We start from the raw sequence: 20,570 nt of genomic DNA, 5'->3' as shown, positions 1-20,570 counted from the left end.
CACCATGCTCCGTTCGCTGTTCTCCGGAATCTCCGGACTCCGCTCGCACCAGACCATGCTCGACGTCACGGGCAACAACATCGCCAACGTCAACACGACCGGCTTCAAGGCGTCCTCCGTGCAGTTCCAGGACTCCCTCTCGCAGCTCCTGCGCAACTCGATGCTGCCGCAGCAGGCGACCGGCGGACAGAACCCCGCCCAGGTCGGGCTGGGTGTGCAGGTCGCCGGCATCAGCACTAACTTCGCCGGAGGCGCCCCGCAGCCGACCGGCGTGCCCACCGACCTGATGATCTCGGGCGACGGCTTCTTCGTCGTCCGCTCCGGCGGCGAGACCCTCTACACCCGCAACGGCGGCTTCACGTTCGATGCGAGCGGCCGTCTCGTCGGCGCCGGCGGGGCCCTCGTCCAGGGCTGGACCGCCCGCAACGGGGCCATCGTCCCCGGTCAGGGCATCGGCGACATCACCCTCCCCGTGGGCGCCCTCAGCCCGGCCGCCGCCACCAACACGGCACGGGCCACCGGCAACCTGCCCTCCGGCGCCGCGGTCGGCGAGACGCTCGTGCGCGACATCAAGACGTACGGCGCCGACGGCTCCGCGTCCACCCTGCGCCTGACGTTCACTCGCAGCGCGACCGGGTGGGACGTCACCGACGGGGCGGGTGCGAGCACCGCACTGACCTTCACCGACGGCGTGCAGAACGGCGCCGGCAGCATCGTGTCGGGCGGCGTCACCGTCGACCTGTCCGGTGTGACCGGCTTCGCCGACGTCAGCGACATCGCGATCAAGGAGCAGAACGGCAAGCCGGCCGGCACGCTGAGCTCCTACGCGCTGACCAACGACGGCAGCCTCGTCGGCACGTTCAGCAACGGCGACACCCAGGTGCTGGCCCGCATCGCGCTGGCCGGGTTCGTGAACCCCGGGGGCCTGGAGAAGGTCGGCTCCTCGCAGTTCCGTCCGAGCGGCAACTCCGGTCAGGCCGAGCTCGGACAGCCCGGCACCGGCGGTCTCGGGGGCATCATCAGTGGCGCACTCGAGATGTCGAACGTCGACCTCTCGCAGGAGTTCACCAACCTCATCGTCGCTCAGCGCGGCTTCCAGGCGAACGCCCGCATCATCACCACGAGCGACGAGGTGCTGCAGGAGCTCACGAACCTGAAGCGCTGAGCCCTTCCCGCGAGACCCCGTCTTCGCGTCGAGGCCCCGCCGTATTCACGTGGATACGGCGGGGCCTCGGCGCGTAACCGGGGTTTCGGCAGGGTCAGACGTAGATGCCGCGCTGCTCCATGAAGCGCACGGGGTTCGTGTACCCGCCGTTGATGTAGACCTCGAAATGCAGGTGGCAGCCGAACGAACGGCCGGTATCGCCGGCATACGCGATGACCTGACCCGCCCGCACCCACTGGCCGCTGCGCACGTTGATGCCGCCCGGCTTGATGTGGGCGTACCCGGTGCTGATGCCGCCGCCGTGCTGGATGCGGATGTAGTTGCCGTAGTTCCCGTTCGGTCCCGCGTAGTCGACCGTGCCGGAGTTGGCGGCGTAGATGGCGGCACCACAGCCGTTGGCGAGATCCGCACCGTAATGGAAGCTCGACGAACATCCCTGAGGACCGCAGATGGGGGTGCGCGGGCCGTAGCTCGAGCTGCGTGCGCCGCCGTGCGGACGTACCCATCCGCCGCTGCCCGCTGAGCCGCCGCCACCGCCACCACCACCACCGCCACCGCTCGTCCCCCGGCCGGCCGCTGCGGCAGCCGCGGCTGCCGCAGCGGCCTCGCGCTTGCGGCGGGCTTCCTCTTCCCGTCGGCGCTTCTCGACGCCCGCCTGGTACCCCGCGACCGTCTTCGTCGTGGTGTCCTTGAGCGCGGCCAGCTGGGCCTTGAGGGTCTCGAGGTTCGCCGCCTGCTCGTCGAGCGCCGCCTGCGCGGCGTCCGCCGCCTGCTGCGCCGCGACCATCTTCTGCTCGGCGACCTGCTGCAGGCGGTCACGCTCGTCCCGGGCGACGTCGGCCTGAGCCGTCAGCGCCTGGGCGGTGTCGCGCGCCGAGACGGCGTTGTCGTAGGTCGTCTGGTTGTACTCGAGGAATTTGTTCATCGTGCCGAGGCGCGACAGCAGCTCGTCGGCGTTGGCACCCGACCCCGCGAAGAACAGCTCCAGGGCGGTGTCGTCCCCGCCGCTGCGATAGAGCTGGGCGGCGATCTGACCGGCCTTCTTCGCGGTCTCGTCGGCGAGCGCCGCCTGCTCATCGGCCTGAGCCTGCAGCGTCTCCGCCTCCGTGATCGCCGCGAAGTACGCCTGCTGCGCCTCATAGAACTCATCCGACGCGACCTGCGCGGCCGCCTGCGTCTCGGCGACCTTGCGCTCGAGCGACTGGATCAGCCCCTGGATACGGGTGACTTCGCCGGCCTTGGCCGCCTCGTTGCTCTTCGCCCGCTGGACGTCGTCCCAGCTCGGGTAGGACGCGGCGTGCGCGGCGGTGACGCCCGAACCGACGCCGAAGGCAGCGAGCGCGACCACTCCCAGCGCGCCGATCCCGAAGGCATGGCGCCGGCTCACCGGCTGGTTCCACAGTGCGCCGCGCTCGGCAGCGGTCGGCGCGCAGCCGCACTCCTCGGCCGCCGTCGCCGCGGCCTTCTCCACGTTCCGATCCCGCACAAGGCTCCCTTCGCCCGCTGCTCATCGTCCCCCGCCCCTGGTCTCTATCGGCGACGACGCGCCCGCCGTGAGAAAGATCCCACCTGGTCCCGACCCCGCGCTAACGCGGCGCAGCGCCCGGCCGACAGTCCTCTCCGACAGCCCAGGACGGGCCGTCGGTTCCCTGCTCTCGGGCGGGGCGAGCTTTTTCCAGGATGGAGCCCATGATCGTCCTCACGCGCCTGAACCGTTCCCGGTTCGCGGTGAACCCCGACCTGATCGAACGTGTCCAGGCCACGCCCGACACGACGATCATGATGGTCGACGGCGCGACCTTCGTCGTCACCGAGACGATGGACGACGTGATCGCCCGCATCACCCGCTTCCGCGCCGGCGTCCTCGCGACCGCGGCCGCGCTGGTCGCCGCCGGCATCGAGGACACCCGACCCGCCACTCCCGTCGCAGGGGGGGATTCCTGATGGATCCGTCCCTCATCCTCGGGCTCGTCCTCGCGTTCGGCGCCCTGATCGCCATGATCAACCTGGAGGGCGCGACGGTCGGGTCGCTCCTGCTGCCCGCGCCGATGGTGCTCGTCTTCGGCGCCACGATCGCGGTCGGCCTCGCCAGCGGCACGCTGCGCGACGCCCTGCACGCCGTGAAGTCCCTCCCGCGCGCTTTCCGCGGCGAGCGACGCACCGCCCAGAGCACGATCGACACCGTGGTCGGCTATGCGGAGAAGGCGCGCTCCGAGGGCCTGCTCGCGCTGGAGCAGGGTCTGGACGAGGAGAAGGATCCGTTCCTGCGGCAGGCCCTGCAGAGCATCGCCGACGGCACCGACGCGGAGGATCTGCGGGTGCTCCTCGAGGACGAGCTCACCTCGACCGCCGCCCGTAACCGCACCGCCTCACGCTTCTACATGACCCTCGGCGGATTCGCCCCCACCGTCGGCATCATCGGCACCGTGGTCAGCCTCACCCATGTGCTGGAGAAGCTCGACAAGCCGGACACCCTCGGACCCATGATCGCCGCGGCCTTCGTCGCGACGCTGTGGGGCCTGCTGTCGGCGAACTTCATCTGGCTGCCGATCGGCGGCCGGCTGCAGCGCCTCGGTGAGCTGGAGCTGGAGCGCATGACGGTGCTGATGGAGGGCATGCTCGCCGTCCAGGCCGGCGCCGCCCCCGCCCACGTCCGCGAACGTCTGAGCGCGCTCGTCTCCGACCGCTCCCCCGGCCGCTCCCGCCGGCGCGAGCAGCCCGCGGAGACGGAGGCGCACGAGGACCTCTTCTCATGAGCGTGCGCACCCGACGCCGTGTCCAGGAGTCCGAGCACAGCGGACCGGACGAGCGCTGGATGGCGTCGTACCTCGACATGGTGACGGTGCTCATGTGCATGTTCATCGTGCTGTTCGCGATGTCGACCGTGGACCAGGAGAAGTTCGAGGCCCTCAGCGCCTCGCTCGCGACGGGTTTCGGGCAGGAGCCCTCGGACGACGTCGACGTGACCAGCGGCGTGGTCGTACCTCCGGAACTCATCGACGATGAGGGCGAGGACTTCGCGGACACGGGTCTGGAGGCGGCGGAGCGCGAGTTCGACGAGCTGTCCGCGCTGCGCGAGCGGCTGCGCCAGGTCCTCGCCGAGCGCGGACTGGAGACCGATGTCACGTTCACCATCGACGAGCGCGGGCTGACGATCGGGCTCGTGAGCGCGGAGACGTTCTTCACCACCAACAGCACCGATCTCAGCCCGGCCGCGACGCAGGTGCTCGACGCCCTGGGGTCCGTCCTCGTCTCCGCCCCGAACGAGATCTCCGTGGAGGGGCACGCCGACGCCCGCGGATCGGTGGCACCGTTCCCCACCAACTGGGAGCTCTCCGCCGGACGCTCCACCCAGGTGCTGCGCTACCTCGTGGAAGCGGCCGGGCTGCCGCCGGCCCACCTCAAGTCCGTCGGCTTCGGCGACACCCGTCCGGTGGCCGCCGGAAGCACCCCCGAGCAACTCGCGGAGAACCGCCGCGTGGACATCGTCATCCTCTCCGACGCCAGCGAGGAGGTGCGAGCGCTGATCCCGGCTGCGGGTGCGGCGCAGACCTCCCCCTGACCCGCCCCTAACGCACGCCGATCACCGCCCGATAGTCGGGTTCGTGGTGATGGATGACGGCGTGCGCTCGCGAGTGCGCGCGGAGACGGCGACCGCCGACGTCGAGGTCTACGACTTCGGACGCGCGGCGACGCTGTCGCGCGAGCACGCCCGCACCCTCGAGCTCGCGTTCGAGACGTTCGCCCGTCAGTGGTCGGCCCAGCTCAGCGGCAAGATCCACGTGCGCGCGACCATCGCCGTCGAGCACGTCGGCATGCTCACGTACGGCGAGTACGCGCAGTCGCTGCCCACGACGACGACCATGATCGTGTGCGCGCTGCCGGACTCCGACGAGCGTCTGATCGTGCAGGTTCCGATCCCGACCGCGACGTCGTGGATCGTGCAGATGGTCGGCGGCAGGGTCACCACCACCGCCGAGGACCGCACGTTCACGCCGATCGAGCAGGCCCTGATCCGGTCGTTGATCGGCGACGCGATCGATCACCTCACCGGCAGCCTCGACGGTCTGCTGCCCGCCGGCGTCGCCGTCGCCGGCATCCAGTACAGCTCCCAGTTCGCGCAGGTGGCCGCCGCCGGGGAGCCGGTGATCGTGGCCCGGCTGTCGATGCGCCACGGCGGTCGGACGGTGCCGGCGAGCATCATGCTCCCCGCCTCGGTGCTCGCCGGGTTCGCGGTGCGGGCCTCCGACGCCGACCGATCCGAGACCCCTGGCCTCGTGCGCCGCCAGGTGGAGTCGACTCCGGTCGAGATCGCCCTCCGGCTGGCGCCGCGGAGCGTGCTCCCCCGCGAGGTGCTCGACCTCGCGGTCGGCGACCTGCTGCCCCTGCCGCACGCCGCCGACCGCCCGATGCTCCTCACCGTCGGTGACCAGACGGTCGCGACGGCGGCCGTCGGGAGCGCCGGTGCCCGCCTCGCCTGCGTCGTGACCGCCACCGTCCCCGAAACCGCCCCCGCTCAGGAGTCCGCGTGATCAGCACCACCGCCTACGAGTCCGCCGTCGCCGCCGCGTTCGCGGCGCGACTGCCCACCGCCGCACCGGTCACCGCCCGCGCCTCCCAGGTGTCCGGCGACACCGGCGAGGCGGTCGTGGCACAGTTCGTGGGCGAGGCGAGCGCTCAACTCGCCGTACAGCTCCTCGATGCCGACGTCCTCGTCGACGGCCTCGGGGACCGTCCCCTCACCGACCGGCTGCTGGATGCGCTCGAGGCCGCCGCGACCGCCCTCGGGCCCGGGCTGCTCGGCGAGGCCGCGGTCGGCGACGCCTCGGCCGTGTTCGCCGACCCGCAGACCCAGCTCTTCGACCTCGTCGACCACACCGAACGCACCATCGGCCGGCTCGCGGTCCGCATCACGCATCGACCGGCGCGTCCGACCGGAGCCGACGGCCGCCTGCATCGCATCGCGGGTGTCGAGATGGAGCTCACGGTCGAGATCGGGCGCACCCGCATGGCGGTCCGTGACGTGCTCGACCTCGAGCCCGGTCGCATCGTAGAGCTCGATCGCTCCGCGGGTGCCCCCGCCGACGTCAAGCTCAACGGCCGCACGATCGCGCACGGTGAGGTCGTCGTCGTCGACCAGGACTACGCGGTGCGGATCACCCGCATCCTCGAGAACGTCGAGGCCTGACCCTGGACGACCTCCTGCTCGCGCTGCGGGTCGGGCTGTCGCTCGCCGCCGTCCTCGGGCTGCTCTGGTTCCTGCAGCGCCGGGTCTCGAAGACCCAGGCGCGGCGCCGTGACGCCGAGGCGATCACGGTGCTCGGGCGGCAGGGCATCGGCCCCAAGGCGCAGCTCGTGGTCGTGCAGACCGATGACGCCCGCTACGTGCTCGGGGTCACCGAGCACGGTGTGAGCGTGGTCGACCGGCTGCCCCTGCGGCCGGAGCCCGCGGAGTCCGAGGAGGGGCGCCCGCCGGCCACCCGCACGGCCGACGACGCCGAGTTCGACCGCATCCTCGCCGCCGCCGCACTCACGAGCACGCCCCCGGCGGTCGGCCCGGCACCGGAGCTCCGTCGCCGCGTGCGGCACCGCAACGACCCGCTCCGCGGTTCCATCCTCTCCCCCGAAACCTGGCGGCAGACCGCCGAGGCCCTCCGGCGCGCACGATGACCGCGACCCGTGCCGTCGATCGCGGTCGCGCCTCGCGGCTGCTCGTCCTCGTCGCGGTCGCGATCCTCCTCGCCGTCGTCCTCGTCGCCCTCACCGGAACCGCCGCCCAGGCGGAGGTCGCCCCGGACGACGGCGAGGGCGTGACGATCGACATCAACGGCATCGACGGCGGCCCGTCCGGCTCGATCCTCACCCTCCTGGGGATCACGCTGCTGTCGGTGGCCCCCGCGCTGCTGCTGATGATGACGTCGTTCACGAAGATCTTCGTCGTGCTCGCCATGACGAGGAACGCGCTGTCGCTCCCGACGATCCCGCCGAACCAGGTGCTCGCGGGCCTGTCGCTGTTCCTCTCGCTGTTCATCATGTGGCCCGTGCTGACCGAGATCAACACGCTCGCCGTGCAGCCGTACATCGACGGCGCGCTCACGTTCACGCAGGCCGTCGACGTCGGGCAGGCTCCGCTGCGCGAGTGGATGCTGCACTACACGCGCGAGGAGGACCTCGCGCTGATGACCCGGATGGCCGGGCAGGACAACCCGGAGGACGCCGCGAGCGTGCCGATGTACACGCTCATCCCCGCGTTCATGATCTCGGAGCTGCGGGCGGCCTTCATCATCGGCTTCGTGATCTTCGTGCCGTTCCTCGTGATCGACCTCGTCGTGGCGGCGGCGCTGATGTCGATGGGCATGATGATGCTCCCGCCGGTCATGATCTCGCTGCCGTTCAAGATCCTGCTGTTCATCCTCGTCGACGGGTGGGGGCTCATCATCAAAGCGCTCCTGGAGAGCTACGGAGGTGTGGGATGAGTCCCGAAGCCGTCCTCGACATCGGCGCCCAGGGCCTGCTGATCGCCGCCAAGCTCGCCGCCCCGATGCTCATCACCGCGCTCGTGGTGGGCTTCGCGATCTCGCTGCTGCAGTCCATCACCCAAGTGCAGGAGGTGACGCTGTCGTTCGTGCCGAAGATCGTCGCGGTGGGCATCGCCCTGCTCATCGCGGGGAACTGGATGATCGCCGAGATCATCGCCTTCACGAACGAGATGTTCGCCCGCATCCCGTCGCTGCTGAGCGGATGAGCCCGTGTTCATCCCGATCGACTTCGCGTGGCTGGAGGCCACCCTGCTCGCCGCCGTGCGCATCACGGCGTTCATCATGATCGCGCCGCCGTTCTCGTACGGCGCGATCCCGGTGCGCGTGAAGGCGATGCTCTCGATCGGACTCTCGCTCGCGGTGGGCGCCGCCGTCGCGCCGGGGTACGAGAGCCTCGACACGGGCGCGTTCCTCGGTGCACTCGTGATCCAGCTCCTCACCGGCGCCCTGCTCGGGTTCCTCGTGCTGCTGTGCTTCTCCGCGGTTCAGGCCGCGGGCAGCCTGATCGACGTGTTCGGCGGATTCCAGCTCGCCCAGGCCTTCGATCCGGCGGCGATGGTCAACGGCGCGCAGTTCACCCGGCTCTTCCACCTCACTGCGCTGACGCTGCTCTTCGCCTCCGGCGGCTACCAGCTCATCCTCGCCGGGCTCGCCCGCAGCTTCGACGCGGTTCCGGTCGACGGCATCTTCCGTGTGGCGGGACCGACCGAGCTGCTCGTCGACGGGGTGTCCCAGATGGTGCTGGCCGCCGTGCAGATCGCGGGCCCGCTGGTCCTCGTGCTCTTCCTCGCCGACGTCGGGCTCGGGCTCATCACGCGCGTGGCGCCGGCGCTCAACGCCTTCGCGATGGGCTTCCCCGTCAAGATCCTCCTCACCCTCCTGCTCGCGGGCGCCGTGTACGTCGCGTTCCCCGGCATCGTCGACGCCCTCGCCACCCAGGCCTTCCGCATGATGCAGGGGGTGACGCCGTGAGCGGCTCGGACAGCGGCGAACGCAGCGAGAAGGCCACCGAGAAGCACCTCAGGGAGGCCAGGCAGAAGGGCCGGATCTCCCGAAGCCAGGACCTCACGGCGTGGCTCGGCATCGGCGCCGCCGCCGTCATGATGCCCGCCGCCATCGCCGCGGGGACCGCCGCCGGCACCGAGCAGCTCGTGACCCTCGCCGGGCTCATGCAGGCGCCCTCTCCGGAAGCCGCCCTCGCCGCCCTGGGGCGGGCACTCGCCTCGGTGCTGCCCACGCTGGGCGCGCTGCTGGCCGCGGTCGCGATCGTGACGCTGTTCGGCGCGGTGGTGCAGGGCGGTGTGCACCTGCGGAAGCTGTCAGGGCGCTACGAGCAGTTCAACCTCGTCTCCGGAGTGCGGCGGGTGTTCGGCCTGCAGGCGCTGTGGGAGGGGGCGAAGGCGCTGCTGAAGACGGCCGCCATCGCCCTCGCCCTGTGGGTCGTCATCTCCGGGCTCATGCCCGTGCTCACGGCGAGCGGCGCCCATTCGGTCTCCCGGCTGCTCGGCACCGCGGCGGACGGCACCGCGGCACTGCTGCAGACCGCCATCGCCGTGGGTCTGGTGCTCGCCGCGATCGACCTGTTCGTCGTGATGCGCCGCAACCGCAAGCACACGCGCATGACCAAGCGCGAGGTGCGCGACGAGAACAAGAACTCCGAGGGCGACCCGCTCCTCCGGCAGCAGCGCCGGTCGCGTCAGCTCGCGGTGAGCCGCAACCGCATGATCGCCGTGGTCGCCGGCTCCGACGTGGTGGTCGTCAACCCCACGCACATCGCCATCGCGCTCGAATACGACCCCGGCACGTCCGCCCCGCGGGTCGTCGCGAAGGGCAGCGGCGTCATCGCCGAGCGGATCCGTGAGAAGGCGCTCGAGTCCGGCGTCCCCCTCGTCCGCGACATCACCCTCGCCCGCGCTCTGCACGCCGCGTGCGAGCTGGGTCAGGAGATCCCCGAAGACCTCTACAACGCCGTGGCACGGGTCCTCGTGTTCGTCGACGCGCTGCGGCGCCGAGGCGCCGCCCGCGGCATCCACTCGCTCCCCTACCGGAGGACCGTATGAAGAAGCTCCTCATCACGCTCGGAGTGCCGATCGGCGTCGTCGGCATCATCATGCTGCTCGTCGTCCCCGTGCCGCCGTTCCTGCTCGACGTGCTGATCATCCTCAACATCATGTTCGCGCTGGTCATCCTGCTGACGTCGATGTTCGTGAAGAAGCCGCTCGACTTCTCGGTGTTCCCGTCGCTGCTGCTCGTGGCGACGCTGTTCCGGCTGGGGCTGAACGTCGCCTCCACCCGCCTCGTCCTCGGTGAGGCGTACGCGGGACAGGTGATCGAGGCGTTCGGGGCGATCGCGGTGGGCGGCTCGCTCATCATCGGCGCCGTGGTCTTCCTCATCCTCGTCGTCATCCAGTTCGTCGTGGTGACCAAGGGTGCCGAGCGCGTGGCCGAGGTGGGCGCCCGGTTCACGCTCGACGCGATGCCGGGCAAGCAGATGGCCATCGACGCCGATCTCAACGCCGGCCTCATCAGCGACACCGAGGCCAGGGAGCGCCGGGCGGAGGTGGCCGCCGAGTCCGACTTCTACGGCGCGATGGACGGCGCCTCGAAGTTCGTCAAGGGCGACGCGATCGCCGGACTCGTCATCATCATCATCAACCTCGTCGGCGGCATCGCGATCGGCCTCGTCCAGCACGGCATGTCGATCGACCAGGCCGTCAGCACGTACAGCCTGCTCACGATCGGCGACGGCCTCGTCACGCAGATCCCCGCCCTGCTCATGGCGGTCTCGACCGGCATGATCGTCACCCGCTCGACCGCCGAGGCCGAGATGGGATCGGCCGCGTCGACGCAGCTCGGCCAGTCGCGCAACGCCCTCATCATCGCGGGATGCGCGGCCATCGTCATGTCGCTCATCCCGCACATGCCGATGCTTCCCTTCCTGGTGATCGGCGCCCTGCTGCTCCTCATCGCGCAGCGCATCACCGCGACCCGCAAGCGCGAGGAGGTGGAGGCCGCACAGGCCCCCGCGCCGGTGCCCGCGGACCAGCCCGAGGAGCTCATCGAGCGTATGCGGGTGCACCCCCTCGAGATCCTCCTCGCCCCGGACATCGTGGACCTGGTGACCGGCGGCCCCGACGATCTCCTCGCGAGGGTCAAGGCACTGCGGCGCCGCATCGCGCTCGACCTCGGTCTGGTCACCCCGCCCGTGCGCACCAGGGACAGCATCGAACTCCCCCAGGCGACCTACGTCATCCGCATCGCCGGCGTCGAGACCGGGCGGGGCACCGCGCCGACCGGATCGGTGCTGGCTCTCGGACAGGGCCTGGACAGCCTGCCGGGGACCGCTGCCCTGGACCCGGTGTTCGGCCTCGAGGGCAAATGGATCCCGATGGAGATGCGGCACAGCGCGGAGTTCGCGGGAGCCACGGTGATCGACAGGGCGAGCGTCATCATCACGCACCTGTCGAGCGTGATCCAGACGCACGCCGCCCGGCTGCTCACCCGCGAGGACGTGCGGCAGCTCACCGACGCGCTCAAGCAGGTCTCGCCGTCGGCGGTCGAGGAGCTCACGCCCGCGCTGTTGTCGCTCGCGGAGGTGCAGCGCGTGCTGCAGGGGCTGCTCGCCGAACGTGTGCCGATCAACGACCTCAGCCGCATCTACGAGGCGCTCGCGCTGCGTGCCAAGGTCTCGACAGACCCGGAGGGACTGATCGAGGCCGCCCGTGCCGCGCTGGGGCCGGCCATCGCCTCCCGCTTCGCGGAGGACGGCACGCTCCGCGTCGTCATGATCGCGCCGCTGCTGGAACAGGCCATGCTGGAGAGCCTGCGTCCCGGCGACGAGGGCTCGCAGATCGTCTTCGACCCGCCGCGGATGGAAGCGGTGATCGCGTCGGTCAAGCAGGCCGTGGCGACGCCGACGGACGGCGGTGAACCGGTGCTCGTGTGCGCGCCCTCGCTGCGCCCGGCTGTGCGGCGGCTCGTGTCGGCGCAGACCGACGGCCTCCCGGTCCTCTCCTACACCGAGGCGACGGCCGCATCGCTGACGATCGAGACGATCGGCGTGGTCCGCGACTCCGCCACCGCGTCGCTGGGGGCCGCCCCCTCCGCACCAGTAGGCTGAACGAATGCTGGTGTTGACGAGGCGGATCGGTGAGAGCGTGCGCATCGACGGCGAGATCGAGGTCACGCTGCTCGACATCAAGGGCGACAGCGTGCGCATCGGCGTCAAGGCCCCGCGCGAGACCCGCATCCAGCGCACCGAGATCATCGAGGCCGTCGTCGCCGAGAACGTGTCCGCCGCCGCCGACACCGACGCGAGCGCCGCGGATGCGATCTCCGCGGCACTCGCGCGGGGGCGCGAGAAGCAGACCCCCTAGACCTCGCGGGACGGCGTCGTCGCGGCGCGGCGCTCCGCCGCGTTCCGTACGGCGTGCAGGGTCGCCGCCAGCACGGAGCGGTCGCGGCCGGCCGCCCATCCCGAGCGCACGCCGTCGCGGTACTCGATCAGAGTGAGCGCGTCGCTGTCCGTGCCCGTTCCGATGCTCGTCTGGTGCAGACTCAGGATCTCGACGGGCAGACCGATCTCCGCGAGCGCCGTACCCAGCGCCTCCACCGGACCGACGCCGTCGTGGCGGGTCCGCGTCTCGACGCCGTCGGCACGGAGCGTGATGGTCGTGCACCCTCCCGCGACGTCGGCATCCGCCCGCAGCCTCGACGGTCTCGTGTCCGCGCTCGCGAGGTAGGCGGCGTCGAAGATGTCCCACACCTCCGCGGCCGTGACCTCGTGTCCCGTCTGCTCGGTGCGCCGCTGGACGTGACGAGCGAGGTCGATCTGCAGGCGCCGCGGCAGCTCGATCCCATAGGCGTCTTCCAGCAGGTACGCGATGCCGCCCTTCCCGGACTGCGAGTTGACGCGGATCACGGCGTCGTAGCTGCGGCCGAGGTCCGCCGGGTCGATGGGCAGATACGGCACGCGCCATTCGATGTCATCCTCGGCGCGGCCCTCCTCCGCGGCACGGGCGCGATGCTCCGCGAACCCTTTCCGGATGGCGTCCTGATGGGTGCCCGAGAAGGCGGTGTGCACGAGGTCGCCGGCGTACGGGTGCCGCGCATGGATGTCGATGCCGTTGCAGTGCGCGACGGTCCGGCGGATCTCGTCGATGTCGGAGAAGTCGATCATCGGATCGACGCCCTGCGCGTGGAGGTTGAGGGCGAGGGTCACGAGGTCGACGTTGCCGGTGCGCTCCCCGTTGCCGAAGAGGCACCCCTCGACCCGCTGCGCGCCGGCGAGGACGGCGAGCTCCGCGCAGGCGATACCGGTGCCGCGGTCGTTGTGCGGATGCACGGAGAGGATGACCCCGTCGCGACGCCCGAGGTTGCGGTGCATGTACTCGATCTGGTCCGCGTAGACGTTCGGCGTCGCGACCTCGACGGTCGCCGGCAGATTCAGGATCACGGGACGCTCGGGGGTCGCGTCCCACAGGGTCGTCATCGCCTCGCACACGTCGAGGACGAAGTCCGGCTCGGTGAGGGTGAACACCTCGGGAGAGAACTCGAAGCGGACGTCGTCGAGGTCTCCCGCGACGCGGAGCACGTCCTGCCCGCCGGTGAGGATCAGCGCCCTCAGCCCCTCCCTGTCCTGGCCGAGGACGACGTCGCGCCACGTCGGCGCCGTGGCGGTGTACATGTGGATGACGACGGGGTTCCGGATGCCGCGCACGGACTCCACGGTGCGCTCGATCAGGTCGCGCCGCGCGGGCGTGAACACCACGATCGTCACGTCGGCAGGAGCGAGGTCGGTCTCGGCGAGGAGCCGGACGAAGTCGTAGTCCGTCCGGGAGGCCGAGGGGTATCCGACCTCGATCTCCTTGTAGCCCATCGCGACCATGAGCTCGAAGAAGCGCCGCTTGCGGGCCGGGTCCATCGGCTCGGCCAGCGCCTGGTTCCCGTCCCGGAGATCCACGGGGACCCAGAGGGGTGCCTGGGTCAGTCGCGCGCTCGGCCAGGTCCGCGTCTGCAGCGGCACGGCGACACGGGAGTACACGTCTCGATAGCGATGCGAGGGCATCTGCGAGGGCCGCTGCCTGTTCCAGTGCGGAGCATCGTCGGGGAGGGCGCCGGACGGGGTGGCGAGGGTCGGGAAGGCGCGGAGAGGGGTCATGATCTGGTTCCTGTTCGGATCGCGGAGAAGGCGACCGGCGCGTCCTGCGCCCCCACGACGGGGAGCCGGTCTGACTAGACCCCGTCGTGGCGACGAAGGAGGAGGAACCCGAATGTGCGCATAGGGAGAACCTAGCACTACTCCTCAGACAAGCAGAGCAGTCGAGTCACCTGCGAGAATGGACCCATGACGACCGTGCGCCGCGAATCCCTCGCCGAACAGGCCGCCGAGCTGCTCCTCGCCCGGATCGGAGCCGGCGAATGGGAGGTCGGCGGGAAGCTGCCCGGCGAGACCACGCTCGCTCCGCAACTGGGGGTCGGAAGGTCGACGGCCAGGGAGGCGATCCGCATCCTGGCCGGGCGCGGTGTGCTCGCCACCCGCCAGGGCGCGGGCGTCTTCGTCACGGCCGTCGAGCCCGCCCCGACCTGGGATGCCGTCCTCGACCGCGCCGACATCATCGCGGTCCTCGAGGCCCGCACCGCGATCGAAGTCGAGGCCGCGGCGCTCGCTGCGGAGCGCCGGACCGCGGCCGACCTGGACGAGCTGAGGCGCACGCTCGCCGAACGCGACCGTCGACGCACGGACATCCGCGCGCACGTCGAGGCGGACATGGCCTTCCACCGGGCCGTCGTCGTCGCCTCCGGCAATCCCGTGCTGCGAGAGCTGTTCGACGGCTTCGCCCCGCGCTCGCTGCAGGCCATGATCGACATGCTGCGCATCCGCGGCCATCACGGCGACGCCGCCGACCAGGACGCGCACGGGCGTATCGGCGATGCGATCGCCGCGCGCGACCCCCGGACAGCCGGCGCCCTGACCCGCGAGCACCTCGATACGGTGAAGAGGCTGTTCGGCTGACGCGGAACGCGAGCTCAGACGGCGGTCAGATCCGACTCCTGCGCCCGCTTCCACTGATCCCCGCCGGCGTCGCGCGCCCGTTCCGCCGCGGATGCCGCCGCCGCGACGAGTGTGCCGTAGTCGTATCCCGCGACGGCTGCCGTCGCCCAGCCGATGCTGGCGGAGGAGCGGATCCCGCTCGCAGGCGCCTCCAGATCGATGATCGACACGGATGCCAGGATCGCCCGCAGGTGGAACCGCACCGCCTCGTCGCTTCCGTGGATGATGACGATCGCGCGGTCGTCGGCGACCCGCTCCGCGTCGGCCGTCGCCGGCAGCGCTTCGCAGATGTCCGCGTGGAACCGATCGGCGATGCGGCGGAAGCCGGCACTGCTCGACGCCTCGCGGAGGTCGGTGGGATCATCCAGACGGATGTCGAGGATCGACCACGCCGGGTCTTTCTGCGCTGCCGCCTTGCGAAGCCGCTCCCTGGCGCGCTCCACCGCGCCGTCCGTCCCGGGGGTCGCGCTCTCCACCCGCACGAGGAGCACGAGGGTGAAGGCCGCGCACGTGCTCACGACGATCGTCCCCACCGCGTTCATCCCGCGCAGCGCGCTGAGCTGTTCCTCCGTGCTCACTCCTCCCGATACGAGGGCGGAGCCGGCGCTGACGACGGCGACCACGACGAAGCCGCACGCGGCGAGCGCCAGAGGCAGCACGATGTCCCGCGACGCCGGCTGTCCTCGGAGCAGCTCCCAGGCGAGCAGGCCGGCGAAGACCGCCATCGCCAGGAAGACGACGTGGAAGACCGGGAGATACCAGCGGGTACCCGCGGTGAGGATCAGTGCCGCGGGCACGCCGACGAGCGCGAGGACGACCGGCAGCCAGGGCGCTGACCGTCCGAAGTGCATCCGCACCCCGATCCACACGAGCGGCACGAAGGAGACGACGATCGCGGAGGCGGCCGCACGGAGCACGGGGCTGCCGGTGTGGTGACCGGCCAACCAGAGGTAGGCGCCGAGCATCCCGATGCCGAAGGCGACGCCCCAGACGATGGTCGCCCTGCTCGGCCGCGCCAGGGTGGCGAGACCGACGACGATCGCGGTGAGCACGGTCACCACGGCCACCATGCTCGTGGTGACGTCGACGCTGACGGGCACGAGCGGCGTCATACAGGGTCCTCTCTCATTCGTCGGGGGAAACGGACGGTGACGGTGGTGCCGACGTCCACCTCGCTCGCCACGAGGATGGCGCCGCCGTGCGCGACCACGATGTCCCGCGCGATGCCCATGCCGAGACCGGTGCCGGCGATGCCGCCGCGCACGGCGCTGTCGGCGCGGAAGTAGGGCTCGAACAGCCGCGGCAGCTCCTCCTCGGCGATGCCGATCCCGGTGTCCGCCACGGTGACCTCGGCATGTCCGTCCGACTCCGTCAGCCGCACCGTGATGCGGCCACGGGCCGGCGTGTACTTGACGGCGTTGCCGAGCAGGTTGTCGAGCACCTGACGGAGCCGGAAGGCGTCGCCCGTGATCACCATCCGAGCGGCACCGTCGAGCACGAGCTCCTGCCGCGCGGCACCCATCAACGGTGCGAAGGACGCGGCGGACTCCTCCACGACGACGCGCAGGTCCACCGGCTCGAACGGATCGTGCGAGACCCGCCCTGTCTGGGCCTGCATGCTCGTGACGAGATCCTGCAACCGCTCCCCGGCGTCCGCGATGACCTCGATCTGCGCGGGCACCCGGCCGGGGAGGTCGTCGCGCTCGCGGAGGAGCTCGACGTGCCCGATGATCGCGGTGAGCGGGTTGCGCAGCTCGTGGGAGATCACGGCGGTCAGCGCCCGCCGCTCCTCGGCGGCCTCCAGGAGTGCGGTGACGTCGTCGATGACGACGAGGGTGATGCGCTCCCCCTCCCGCGCTCCGGCGATGGGCTGCGTGGTCACGGCCAGGGCGTGCCACTGCCCTGCCCCGTCGTAGAGCCACACCCGCTCCTCCCGCATCGACTCCCCCGCGGCCGCGCGCGCCAGCGTCGTACGCTCCGGGGTCAGAGCCGTCCCGCGCCGGGCGTCGTACTCGACGGACGCCGACGGGAGCGCCGTCCCGAAGCGGTCACGGCCGTAGAGGGTGCGGTACGCGTCGTTCATCTGCAGGATGCGGCCCGCGGAGGTGACCACCACCAGCGCGATGCGCAGCGCGTCGATGACCTGCGTGACGCGCTCCTGATTCGTCTCGGCCCGCTCCGCCGCCCGGTTCACCTGTTCCGAGCGGCGCTGCAGGAGCCGGCGCGCCGCGCCGGACCGCTGGGCGCCGATGCGGACTGTCACGCCCAGGAAGCTCAGGGTGATGACGACGGTGAGCACCCGCAGCAGCACGTCCTCCGGCGGGCCCGAGCGGTCCGCGAAGAACACCAGACAGCCACCGCTGAGCGCGATGCCGACGAACACCCAGGGCATCGAGAAGTAGGTCGCCAACCAGACCACCGGAAAGACCCAGAGGAAGCCGAGCCGGAGATCCGGCACGTTCGTCGTCAGTCCGACCCCGAGCACGTCGAGCAGCGGGAGGACCGTCACGGCCGAGCGCGGCAGCCGTCGCCACGGGACCATGAGCGCCACCAGGGTGGTGACGACGATGAGCCCGATTCCGCCGATGAACAGCGGGATCGCGAGGGTCTGCGGCTTGAAGCCCGCGACCATCACCACGATGGCCACGATGCTCGCGGTGAACACCAGCTGCCACCGCCAGATCGAGACCGTGCGGATCATCAAGGTCCGCCTCCCGGTCGATCCTCAGCATTCACGCAAGATTACTCAAAGATCGTCACTTCTCGCTCTTCAGGAGGCCTTCCCGTCCTACGATTCTGAGTGGGAGCCGACGCTGCGACTGGGGAATTCGCAGAAGCTGGGGCCGCGCGAGTGGGGATTCGCAGGCATCCGGGGCCGCGGTGGGGGAGCCGCGGCCTCGACCCCTTCTTTTCAGGCGGGGCGGTCGTCGGACGTGAGGCGGTACCCGACACCGCGCACCGTCTCGATGTAGCGGGGGGCGGTGGGGCTGTCGCCGAGCTTCCGACGCAGATTGGCCATGTGCGTCTCGATCGCCCGCTTGTCGGGTTCGCTCACCCGATCGAAAGCGTCGCCGGAGGCTCCGCGCAGTCCGAGCGCGAGGTCGGCTTTGCTGCAGACCCGGCGGCCGGCCTCGAGGAGCGCCGCGAGCAGGTCGAACTCGGTGGGCGTGAGCTCGACGGGGCGCTGGGCGACGAGCACGAGGCGCGTGTCGAGGTCGAGACTGAGGTCGCGGTGCACGAGCCCTCGCCACGTGGCCACGGTGGCATCCCCGGCGGCCACCGTCGGGAGAGCGGGGATCGACGCGACGGAGGGTGCGGGGGCGGCGGTCTGCGGCGACGGGGCGCTTGCGACCTCCGGCGTCCCCGTGGGTACCGCCGACGAGCGGTTGCGGCGGAGGAGCGCCTCGATCCGCGCCCGCAGCTCGCGTGGCCGGAAGGGCTTCACCAGGTACTCGTCGGCGCCGGAGGTGAGGCCGAGCACCACATCCGACTCGTCGGCCAGGGCGGACAACATGATGATGAACGTGTCGCTGACCTGACGGATGCGCCGCGCGACCTCGAAGCCGTCGATGCCCGGGAGGTTGATGTCCAGCGTGGTGATGATCGGATGGTGCGCCGCCACGGCTGCGAGACCCTCCGGCCCTGACCCCGCCTGCACGGTTCGGAAGCCCGCGGCGAGGAACACCTCATCCAGGAGCGAACGGACACCGGGGTCGTCTTCGATGATGACCGCGACCAGCGGCTCCCCCGCCGTCATGCGCGCTCCTCGCGGGCGATCGTGACGAAGCGCGGCGCATCGGCATCCAGCTCCGAAGCATCGAGGTCGTCATCGTCCTCACCGGCTCCGACCGGTCGTTCGATCTCGATGTCCCACCAGGCGTCGGCAAGCTCCTCCGCCATGCCGCGACCCCACTCCACGACCACGACCGACCGCTCCAGGTCCAGGTCGAGGTCGTCGAGCTCGGCCGCGGAGCCAAGGCGGTACGCGTCCACGTGCACGAGGGGGGCGCGTCCGACGAGCGATGGATGGGTGCGGGCGATCACGAACGTCGGGCTCTGCACGGGTCCTCGGACCCCGAGGCCCTCGGCCAGGCCGCGCGTGAAAGTGGTCTTGCCGGCCCCCAGCGGACCGGTGAGGATGAGCAGGTCTCCCGGCTCGAGCTGCTCGCCGATGCGCAGCCCGAGCTGCTCCATCTCCTCGGACGTGGCGATCCGGCGTCGTCCGAGGAACGCCGGGTCCAGGCTCACGTCGTCCTCCGCGGCACCCGGTGACCGATGCGGGTGACGATCTCGTACCCGATGGTGCCGGCGGCCTCCGCCCAGTCCGCGGCCGATGGCACGCCGAGAGTCGGATCCCCGAAGAGCGTGACCTCGTCGCCGACCGCGACCGGGGCGTCTCCGACGTCCACGACGAACTGATCCATCGCGATCCGGCCCACGTTGGTGTAGCGGCGCCCGCCGATCGACACGGGCAGTCTCCCGGAGGCGCTGCGGGGCACTCCGTCGGCATATCCCAGCGGCACGAGCGCCAGGGTGGTCGCGCGGTCCGTGCGATGCACGTAGTCGTAGGAGACCCCGGTACCGGCGGGAACACGCCGGACGGCCGCCACGGCCCCGCGCAGGGTCATGGCCGGGCGCAGGCCCAGCTCCGCGGAGGAGCGGTCGTCGAAGGGCGAGAGGCCGTAGGTGCCGATGCCGATACGCACGGCGTCGAGTCGTGTCTCGGGCAGATCGATGGCGGCGGCGGTGGCGGCGATGTGGCGGATCTCCGGACGCACGCCGAGCGCAGCGGCCTGCGCCACGCCCTCCTCGAACCGGGCGAGCGCGGCGCGGTCGTCGGCCGGCGAGGCGTTGGAGAGGTGACTGAAGAGCCCCACGACCCTGACCCTTCCGATCCGCTCCAGGCGGGCGGCCTCGGCGAGCACCGTCGCCCAGTCGTCCGGAGCGATGCCGTTGCGCGACAGCCCCGTCTCGAGCTTCAGGTGCACCGCGACCGGGCGGTTCGCGGATGCGGCGGCAGCCACGGCCTGCAGCTGGTCATACGACGAGATACCGATCTCGACGCCCTCCGCTGCCGCCTCCAGGAACCGCTCCCCCGGCGCGTGCAGCCACGCCACCACCGGCGCGTGCACCCCTTGGCGCCTCAGCTCCAGCGCCTCCGGGATCTCGGCCACCCCGAGGCGGGTCGCACCGCCGGAGAGCGCGGCCACGGCGGTCGCGGCGGCTCCGTGCCCGTACGCGTTCGCCTTCACCACGGCCAGCACCTCCACGCCGGTAAGGCGACGGAAGTGCCGCACGTTGTCGGCGATCGCATCGAGATCGATCGTGGCCTCGCGGAACGGGACGGTCACAGCGGGGCTCCTTCGGCGACGACGAACGCGGCGGCGAGGCCGGCATCGTGGGTGAGGGTGAGGTGCAGCGTCAGGATCCCCCTAGCCTCGACCACCGCGGCCGTGGATCCGGACAGGACGAAATGCGGTCTCCCTGAGGGCTCGGAGGCGATCTCGATCTCGGTCCAGTGCACCCCGTCGGAGCCGCCGAGCGCCTTGATCAGCGCTTCCTTCGCAGCATATCGCGCGGCCAGAGAGGGCAGCCGGAGTTCACGTTCCGACGGGGCGAACAGCCGCTCCCGCAGTCGAGGCGTCCGGGTCATCGTGCGCTCGAACCTCGGGATGTCCACGAGGTCGATGCCGGTGCCGATGATCACGCGTTCAGCCTACTCGGGCTTCCCCACCCACCCCGCTACGAACGCCCCACCCCTCTGCGTGCGTACTCAGAGGGGTGGGGCGAACAGAAGGGAGTGGGTCGGCGG

22 protein-coding genes are annotated in these 20,570 nt (G+C 71.0%); 14 read left to right on the top strand and 8 right to left on the bottom strand.

Features of this window, described 5'->3' with window-relative positions; genetic code table 11:
• Positions 1–4: 4 nt before the first annotated feature.
• Complete coding sequence (locus KZC57_RS13640) at positions 5–1,165, top strand: flagellar hook protein FlgE (protein WP_247641976.1); 1,161 nt, start codon at positions 5–7, stop codon at positions 1,163–1,165.
• Positions 1,166–1,259: 94 nt separating this feature from the next.
• On the opposite strand, the gene KZC57_RS13635 is transcribed toward KZC57_RS13640, so the two are convergent.
• Positions 1,260–2,636 carry a M23 family metallopeptidase gene (locus tag KZC57_RS13635; protein ID WP_231919582.1) on the bottom strand — a complete coding sequence of 459 codons (1,377 nt, stop codon included), beginning with the start codon at positions 2,634–2,636 and terminating at the stop codon, positions 1,260–1,262.
• A gap of 218 nt (positions 2,637–2,854) precedes the next feature.
• Here KZC57_RS13635 and KZC57_RS13630 point away from each other — a divergent pair, with 218 nt between their 5' ends.
• From KZC57_RS13630 to csrA, 12 genes are read left to right on the top strand one after another with little or no spacing between them, the layout of a single operon-like run.
• Entirely contained in the window at positions 2,855–3,109 is a 255-nt protein-coding gene (locus tag KZC57_RS13630; protein ID WP_060923592.1) for a flagellar FlbD family protein, read from the top strand.
• The gene (locus tag KZC57_RS13625) at positions 3,109–3,921 is read left to right on the top strand and encodes a motility protein A (protein ID WP_071327503.1); all 813 of its coding nucleotides are present in this window, start codon (positions 3,109–3,111) and stop codon (positions 3,919–3,921) included. Before KZC57_RS13630 ends, KZC57_RS13625 begins: the two co-directional genes overlap by 1 nt.
• A complete protein-coding gene (locus KZC57_RS13620; protein WP_060923590.1) occupies positions 3,918–4,727 on the top strand; it encodes a flagellar motor protein MotB in 810 nt (269 codons plus the stop codon). The genes KZC57_RS13625 and KZC57_RS13620 overlap by 4 nt, the downstream gene beginning before the upstream one ends.
• 49 nt (positions 4,728–4,776) lie before the next feature.
• Positions 4,777–5,697 carry a flagellar motor switch protein FliM gene (locus tag KZC57_RS13615; RefSeq protein WP_231919689.1) on the top strand — a complete coding sequence of 307 codons (921 nt, stop codon included), beginning with the start codon at positions 4,777–4,779 and terminating at the stop codon, positions 5,695–5,697.
• Complete coding sequence (gene fliN, locus KZC57_RS13610) at positions 5,694–6,353, top strand: flagellar motor switch protein FliN (protein WP_060922126.1); 660 nt, start codon at positions 5,694–5,696, stop codon at positions 6,351–6,353. Before KZC57_RS13615 ends, fliN begins: the two co-directional genes overlap by 4 nt.
• Positions 6,350–6,835, top strand: a complete 486-nt coding sequence (locus KZC57_RS13605) for a flagellar biosynthetic protein FliO (protein ID WP_308194441.1) — start codon at positions 6,350–6,352, stop codon at positions 6,833–6,835. The genes fliN and KZC57_RS13605 overlap by 4 nt, the downstream gene beginning before the upstream one ends.
• On the top strand, positions 6,832–7,641 hold the full coding sequence (gene fliP, locus KZC57_RS13600; RefSeq protein WP_144880712.1) for a flagellar type III secretion system pore protein FliP: 810 nt from the start codon (positions 6,832–6,834) through the stop codon (positions 7,639–7,641). The genes KZC57_RS13605 and fliP overlap by 4 nt, the downstream gene beginning before the upstream one ends.
• Positions 7,638–7,910, top strand: coding sequence for a flagellar biosynthesis protein FliQ (gene fliQ, locus KZC57_RS13595; protein ID WP_025104366.1), 273 nt, complete (start codon positions 7,638–7,640; stop codon positions 7,908–7,910). Before fliP ends, fliQ begins: the two co-directional genes overlap by 4 nt.
• A gap of 4 nt (positions 7,911–7,914) precedes the next feature.
• The gene (locus tag KZC57_RS13590) at positions 7,915–8,676 is read left to right on the top strand and encodes a flagellar biosynthetic protein FliR (protein ID WP_060922129.1); all 762 of its coding nucleotides are present in this window, start codon (positions 7,915–7,917) and stop codon (positions 8,674–8,676) included.
• Entirely contained in the window at positions 8,673–9,764 is a 1,092-nt protein-coding gene (locus tag KZC57_RS13585) for an EscU/YscU/HrcU family type III secretion system export apparatus switch protein (protein WP_247641975.1), read from the top strand. The genes KZC57_RS13590 and KZC57_RS13585 overlap by 4 nt, the downstream gene beginning before the upstream one ends.
• Positions 9,761–11,824, top strand: a complete 2,064-nt coding sequence (locus tag KZC57_RS13580) for a flagellar biosynthesis protein FlhA (protein ID WP_247641974.1) — start codon at positions 9,761–9,763, stop codon at positions 11,822–11,824. The genes KZC57_RS13585 and KZC57_RS13580 overlap by 4 nt, the downstream gene beginning before the upstream one ends.
• A 4-nt stretch (positions 11,825–11,828) precedes the next feature.
• Positions 11,829–12,080, top strand: a complete 252-nt coding sequence (gene csrA, locus KZC57_RS16450; protein WP_060922132.1) for a carbon storage regulator CsrA — start codon at positions 11,829–11,831, stop codon at positions 12,078–12,080.
• On the opposite strand, the gene KZC57_RS13570 is transcribed toward csrA, so the two are convergent.
• On the bottom strand, positions 12,077–13,771 hold the full coding sequence (locus KZC57_RS13570; RefSeq protein WP_374206618.1) for a 2-isopropylmalate synthase: 1,695 nt from the start codon (positions 13,769–13,771) through the stop codon (positions 12,077–12,079). The two genes, csrA and KZC57_RS13570, sit on opposite strands and share 4 nt — an antisense overlap.
• 279 nt (positions 13,772–14,050) lie before the next feature.
• Here KZC57_RS13570 and KZC57_RS13565 point away from each other — a divergent pair, with 279 nt between their 5' ends.
• The gene (locus tag KZC57_RS13565; RefSeq protein WP_025104372.1) at positions 14,051–14,719 is read left to right on the top strand and encodes a FadR/GntR family transcriptional regulator; all 669 of its coding nucleotides are present in this window, start codon (positions 14,051–14,053) and stop codon (positions 14,717–14,719) included.
• A gap of 14 nt (positions 14,720–14,733) precedes the next feature.
• On the opposite strand, the gene KZC57_RS13560 is transcribed toward KZC57_RS13565, so the two are convergent.
• The 6 genes from KZC57_RS13560 to KZC57_RS13535 form a co-directional block, all read right to left on the bottom strand.
• Positions 14,734–15,870 carry a hypothetical protein gene (locus tag KZC57_RS13560; protein ID WP_247641972.1) on the bottom strand — a complete coding sequence of 379 codons (1,137 nt, stop codon included), beginning with the start codon at positions 15,868–15,870 and terminating at the stop codon, positions 14,734–14,736.
• Positions 15,867–17,459, bottom strand: coding sequence for a cell wall metabolism sensor histidine kinase WalK (locus KZC57_RS13555; protein ID WP_105949341.1), 1,593 nt, complete (start codon positions 17,457–17,459; stop codon positions 15,867–15,869). Before KZC57_RS13555 ends, KZC57_RS13560 begins: the two co-directional genes overlap by 4 nt.
• A gap of 210 nt (positions 17,460–17,669) precedes the next feature.
• Positions 17,670–18,515, bottom strand: coding sequence for a response regulator transcription factor (locus tag KZC57_RS13550; protein WP_060922137.1), 846 nt, complete (start codon positions 18,513–18,515; stop codon positions 17,670–17,672).
• A complete protein-coding gene (gene tsaE / locus KZC57_RS13545; protein WP_247641971.1) occupies positions 18,512–19,006 on the bottom strand; it encodes a tRNA (adenosine(37)-N6)-threonylcarbamoyltransferase complex ATPase subunit type 1 TsaE in 495 nt (164 codons plus the stop codon). Before tsaE ends, KZC57_RS13550 begins: the two co-directional genes overlap by 4 nt.
• Positions 19,003–20,109, bottom strand: a complete 1,107-nt coding sequence (gene alr, locus KZC57_RS13540) for an alanine racemase (protein ID WP_105949339.1) — start codon at positions 20,107–20,109, stop codon at positions 19,003–19,005. The genes tsaE and alr overlap by 4 nt, the downstream gene beginning before the upstream one ends.
• Positions 20,106–20,465: a holo-ACP synthase gene (locus KZC57_RS13535; protein WP_060922139.1), complete on the bottom strand. Its 360-nt coding sequence runs from the start codon at positions 20,463–20,465 to the stop codon at positions 20,106–20,108. The genes alr and KZC57_RS13535 overlap by 4 nt, the downstream gene beginning before the upstream one ends.
• Between the last annotated feature and the right edge of the window lie 105 nt (positions 20,466–20,570).

This window comes from Microbacterium sp. KSW4-4, from assembly GCF_023091185.1.
GTDB classification, from domain to species: Bacteria; Actinomycetota; Actinomycetes; order Actinomycetales; family Microbacteriaceae; genus Microbacterium; species Microbacterium paraoxydans.
The sequence above is the reverse complement of the archived record's forward strand: the minus strand, read 5'-3'. Positions and strand labels throughout refer to the sequence as shown.

Bases quoted from the DNA above. Each gene is read 5' to 3' on its own strand.
- KZC57_RS13640 (WP_247641976.1), top strand. From the start codon at position 5: ATGCTCCGTTCGCTGTTCTCCGGAATCTCCGGACTCCGCTCGCACCAG.
- KZC57_RS13630 (WP_060923592.1), top strand. From the start codon at position 2,855: ATGATCGTCCTCACGCGCCTGAACCGTTCCCGGTTCGCGGTGAACCCC.
- KZC57_RS13625 (WP_071327503.1), top strand. From the start codon at position 3,109: ATGGATCCGTCCCTCATCCTCGGGCTCGTCCTCGCGTTCGGCGCCCTG.
- KZC57_RS13620 (WP_060923590.1), top strand. From the start codon at position 3,918: ATGAGCGTGCGCACCCGACGCCGTGTCCAGGAGTCCGAGCACAGCGGA.
- KZC57_RS13615 (WP_231919689.1), top strand. From the start codon at position 4,777: ATGGATGACGGCGTGCGCTCGCGAGTGCGCGCGGAGACGGCGACCGCC.
- fliP (WP_144880712.1), top strand. From the start codon at position 6,832: ATGACCGCGACCCGTGCCGTCGATCGCGGTCGCGCCTCGCGGCTGCTC.
- fliQ (WP_025104366.1), top strand. From the start codon at position 7,638: ATGAGTCCCGAAGCCGTCCTCGACATCGGCGCCCAGGGCCTGCTGATC.
- KZC57_RS13580 (WP_247641974.1), top strand. From the start codon at position 9,761: ATGAAGAAGCTCCTCATCACGCTCGGAGTGCCGATCGGCGTCGTCGGC.
- csrA (WP_060922132.1), top strand. From the start codon at position 11,829: ATGCTGGTGTTGACGAGGCGGATCGGTGAGAGCGTGCGCATCGACGGC.
- KZC57_RS13570 (WP_374206618.1), bottom strand. From the start codon at position 13,771: ATGCCCTCGCATCGCTATCGAGACGTGTACTCCCGTGTCGCCGTGCCG.
- KZC57_RS13565 (WP_025104372.1), top strand. From the start codon at position 14,051: ATGACGACCGTGCGCCGCGAATCCCTCGCCGAACAGGCCGCCGAGCTG.
- KZC57_RS13560 (WP_247641972.1), bottom strand. From the start codon at position 15,870: ATGACGCCGCTCGTGCCCGTCAGCGTCGACGTCACCACGAGCATGGTG.
- KZC57_RS13555 (WP_105949341.1), bottom strand. From the start codon at position 17,459: ATGATCCGCACGGTCTCGATCTGGCGGTGGCAGCTGGTGTTCACCGCG.
- KZC57_RS13550 (WP_060922137.1), bottom strand. From the start codon at position 18,515: ATGACGGCGGGGGAGCCGCTGGTCGCGGTCATCATCGAAGACGACCCC.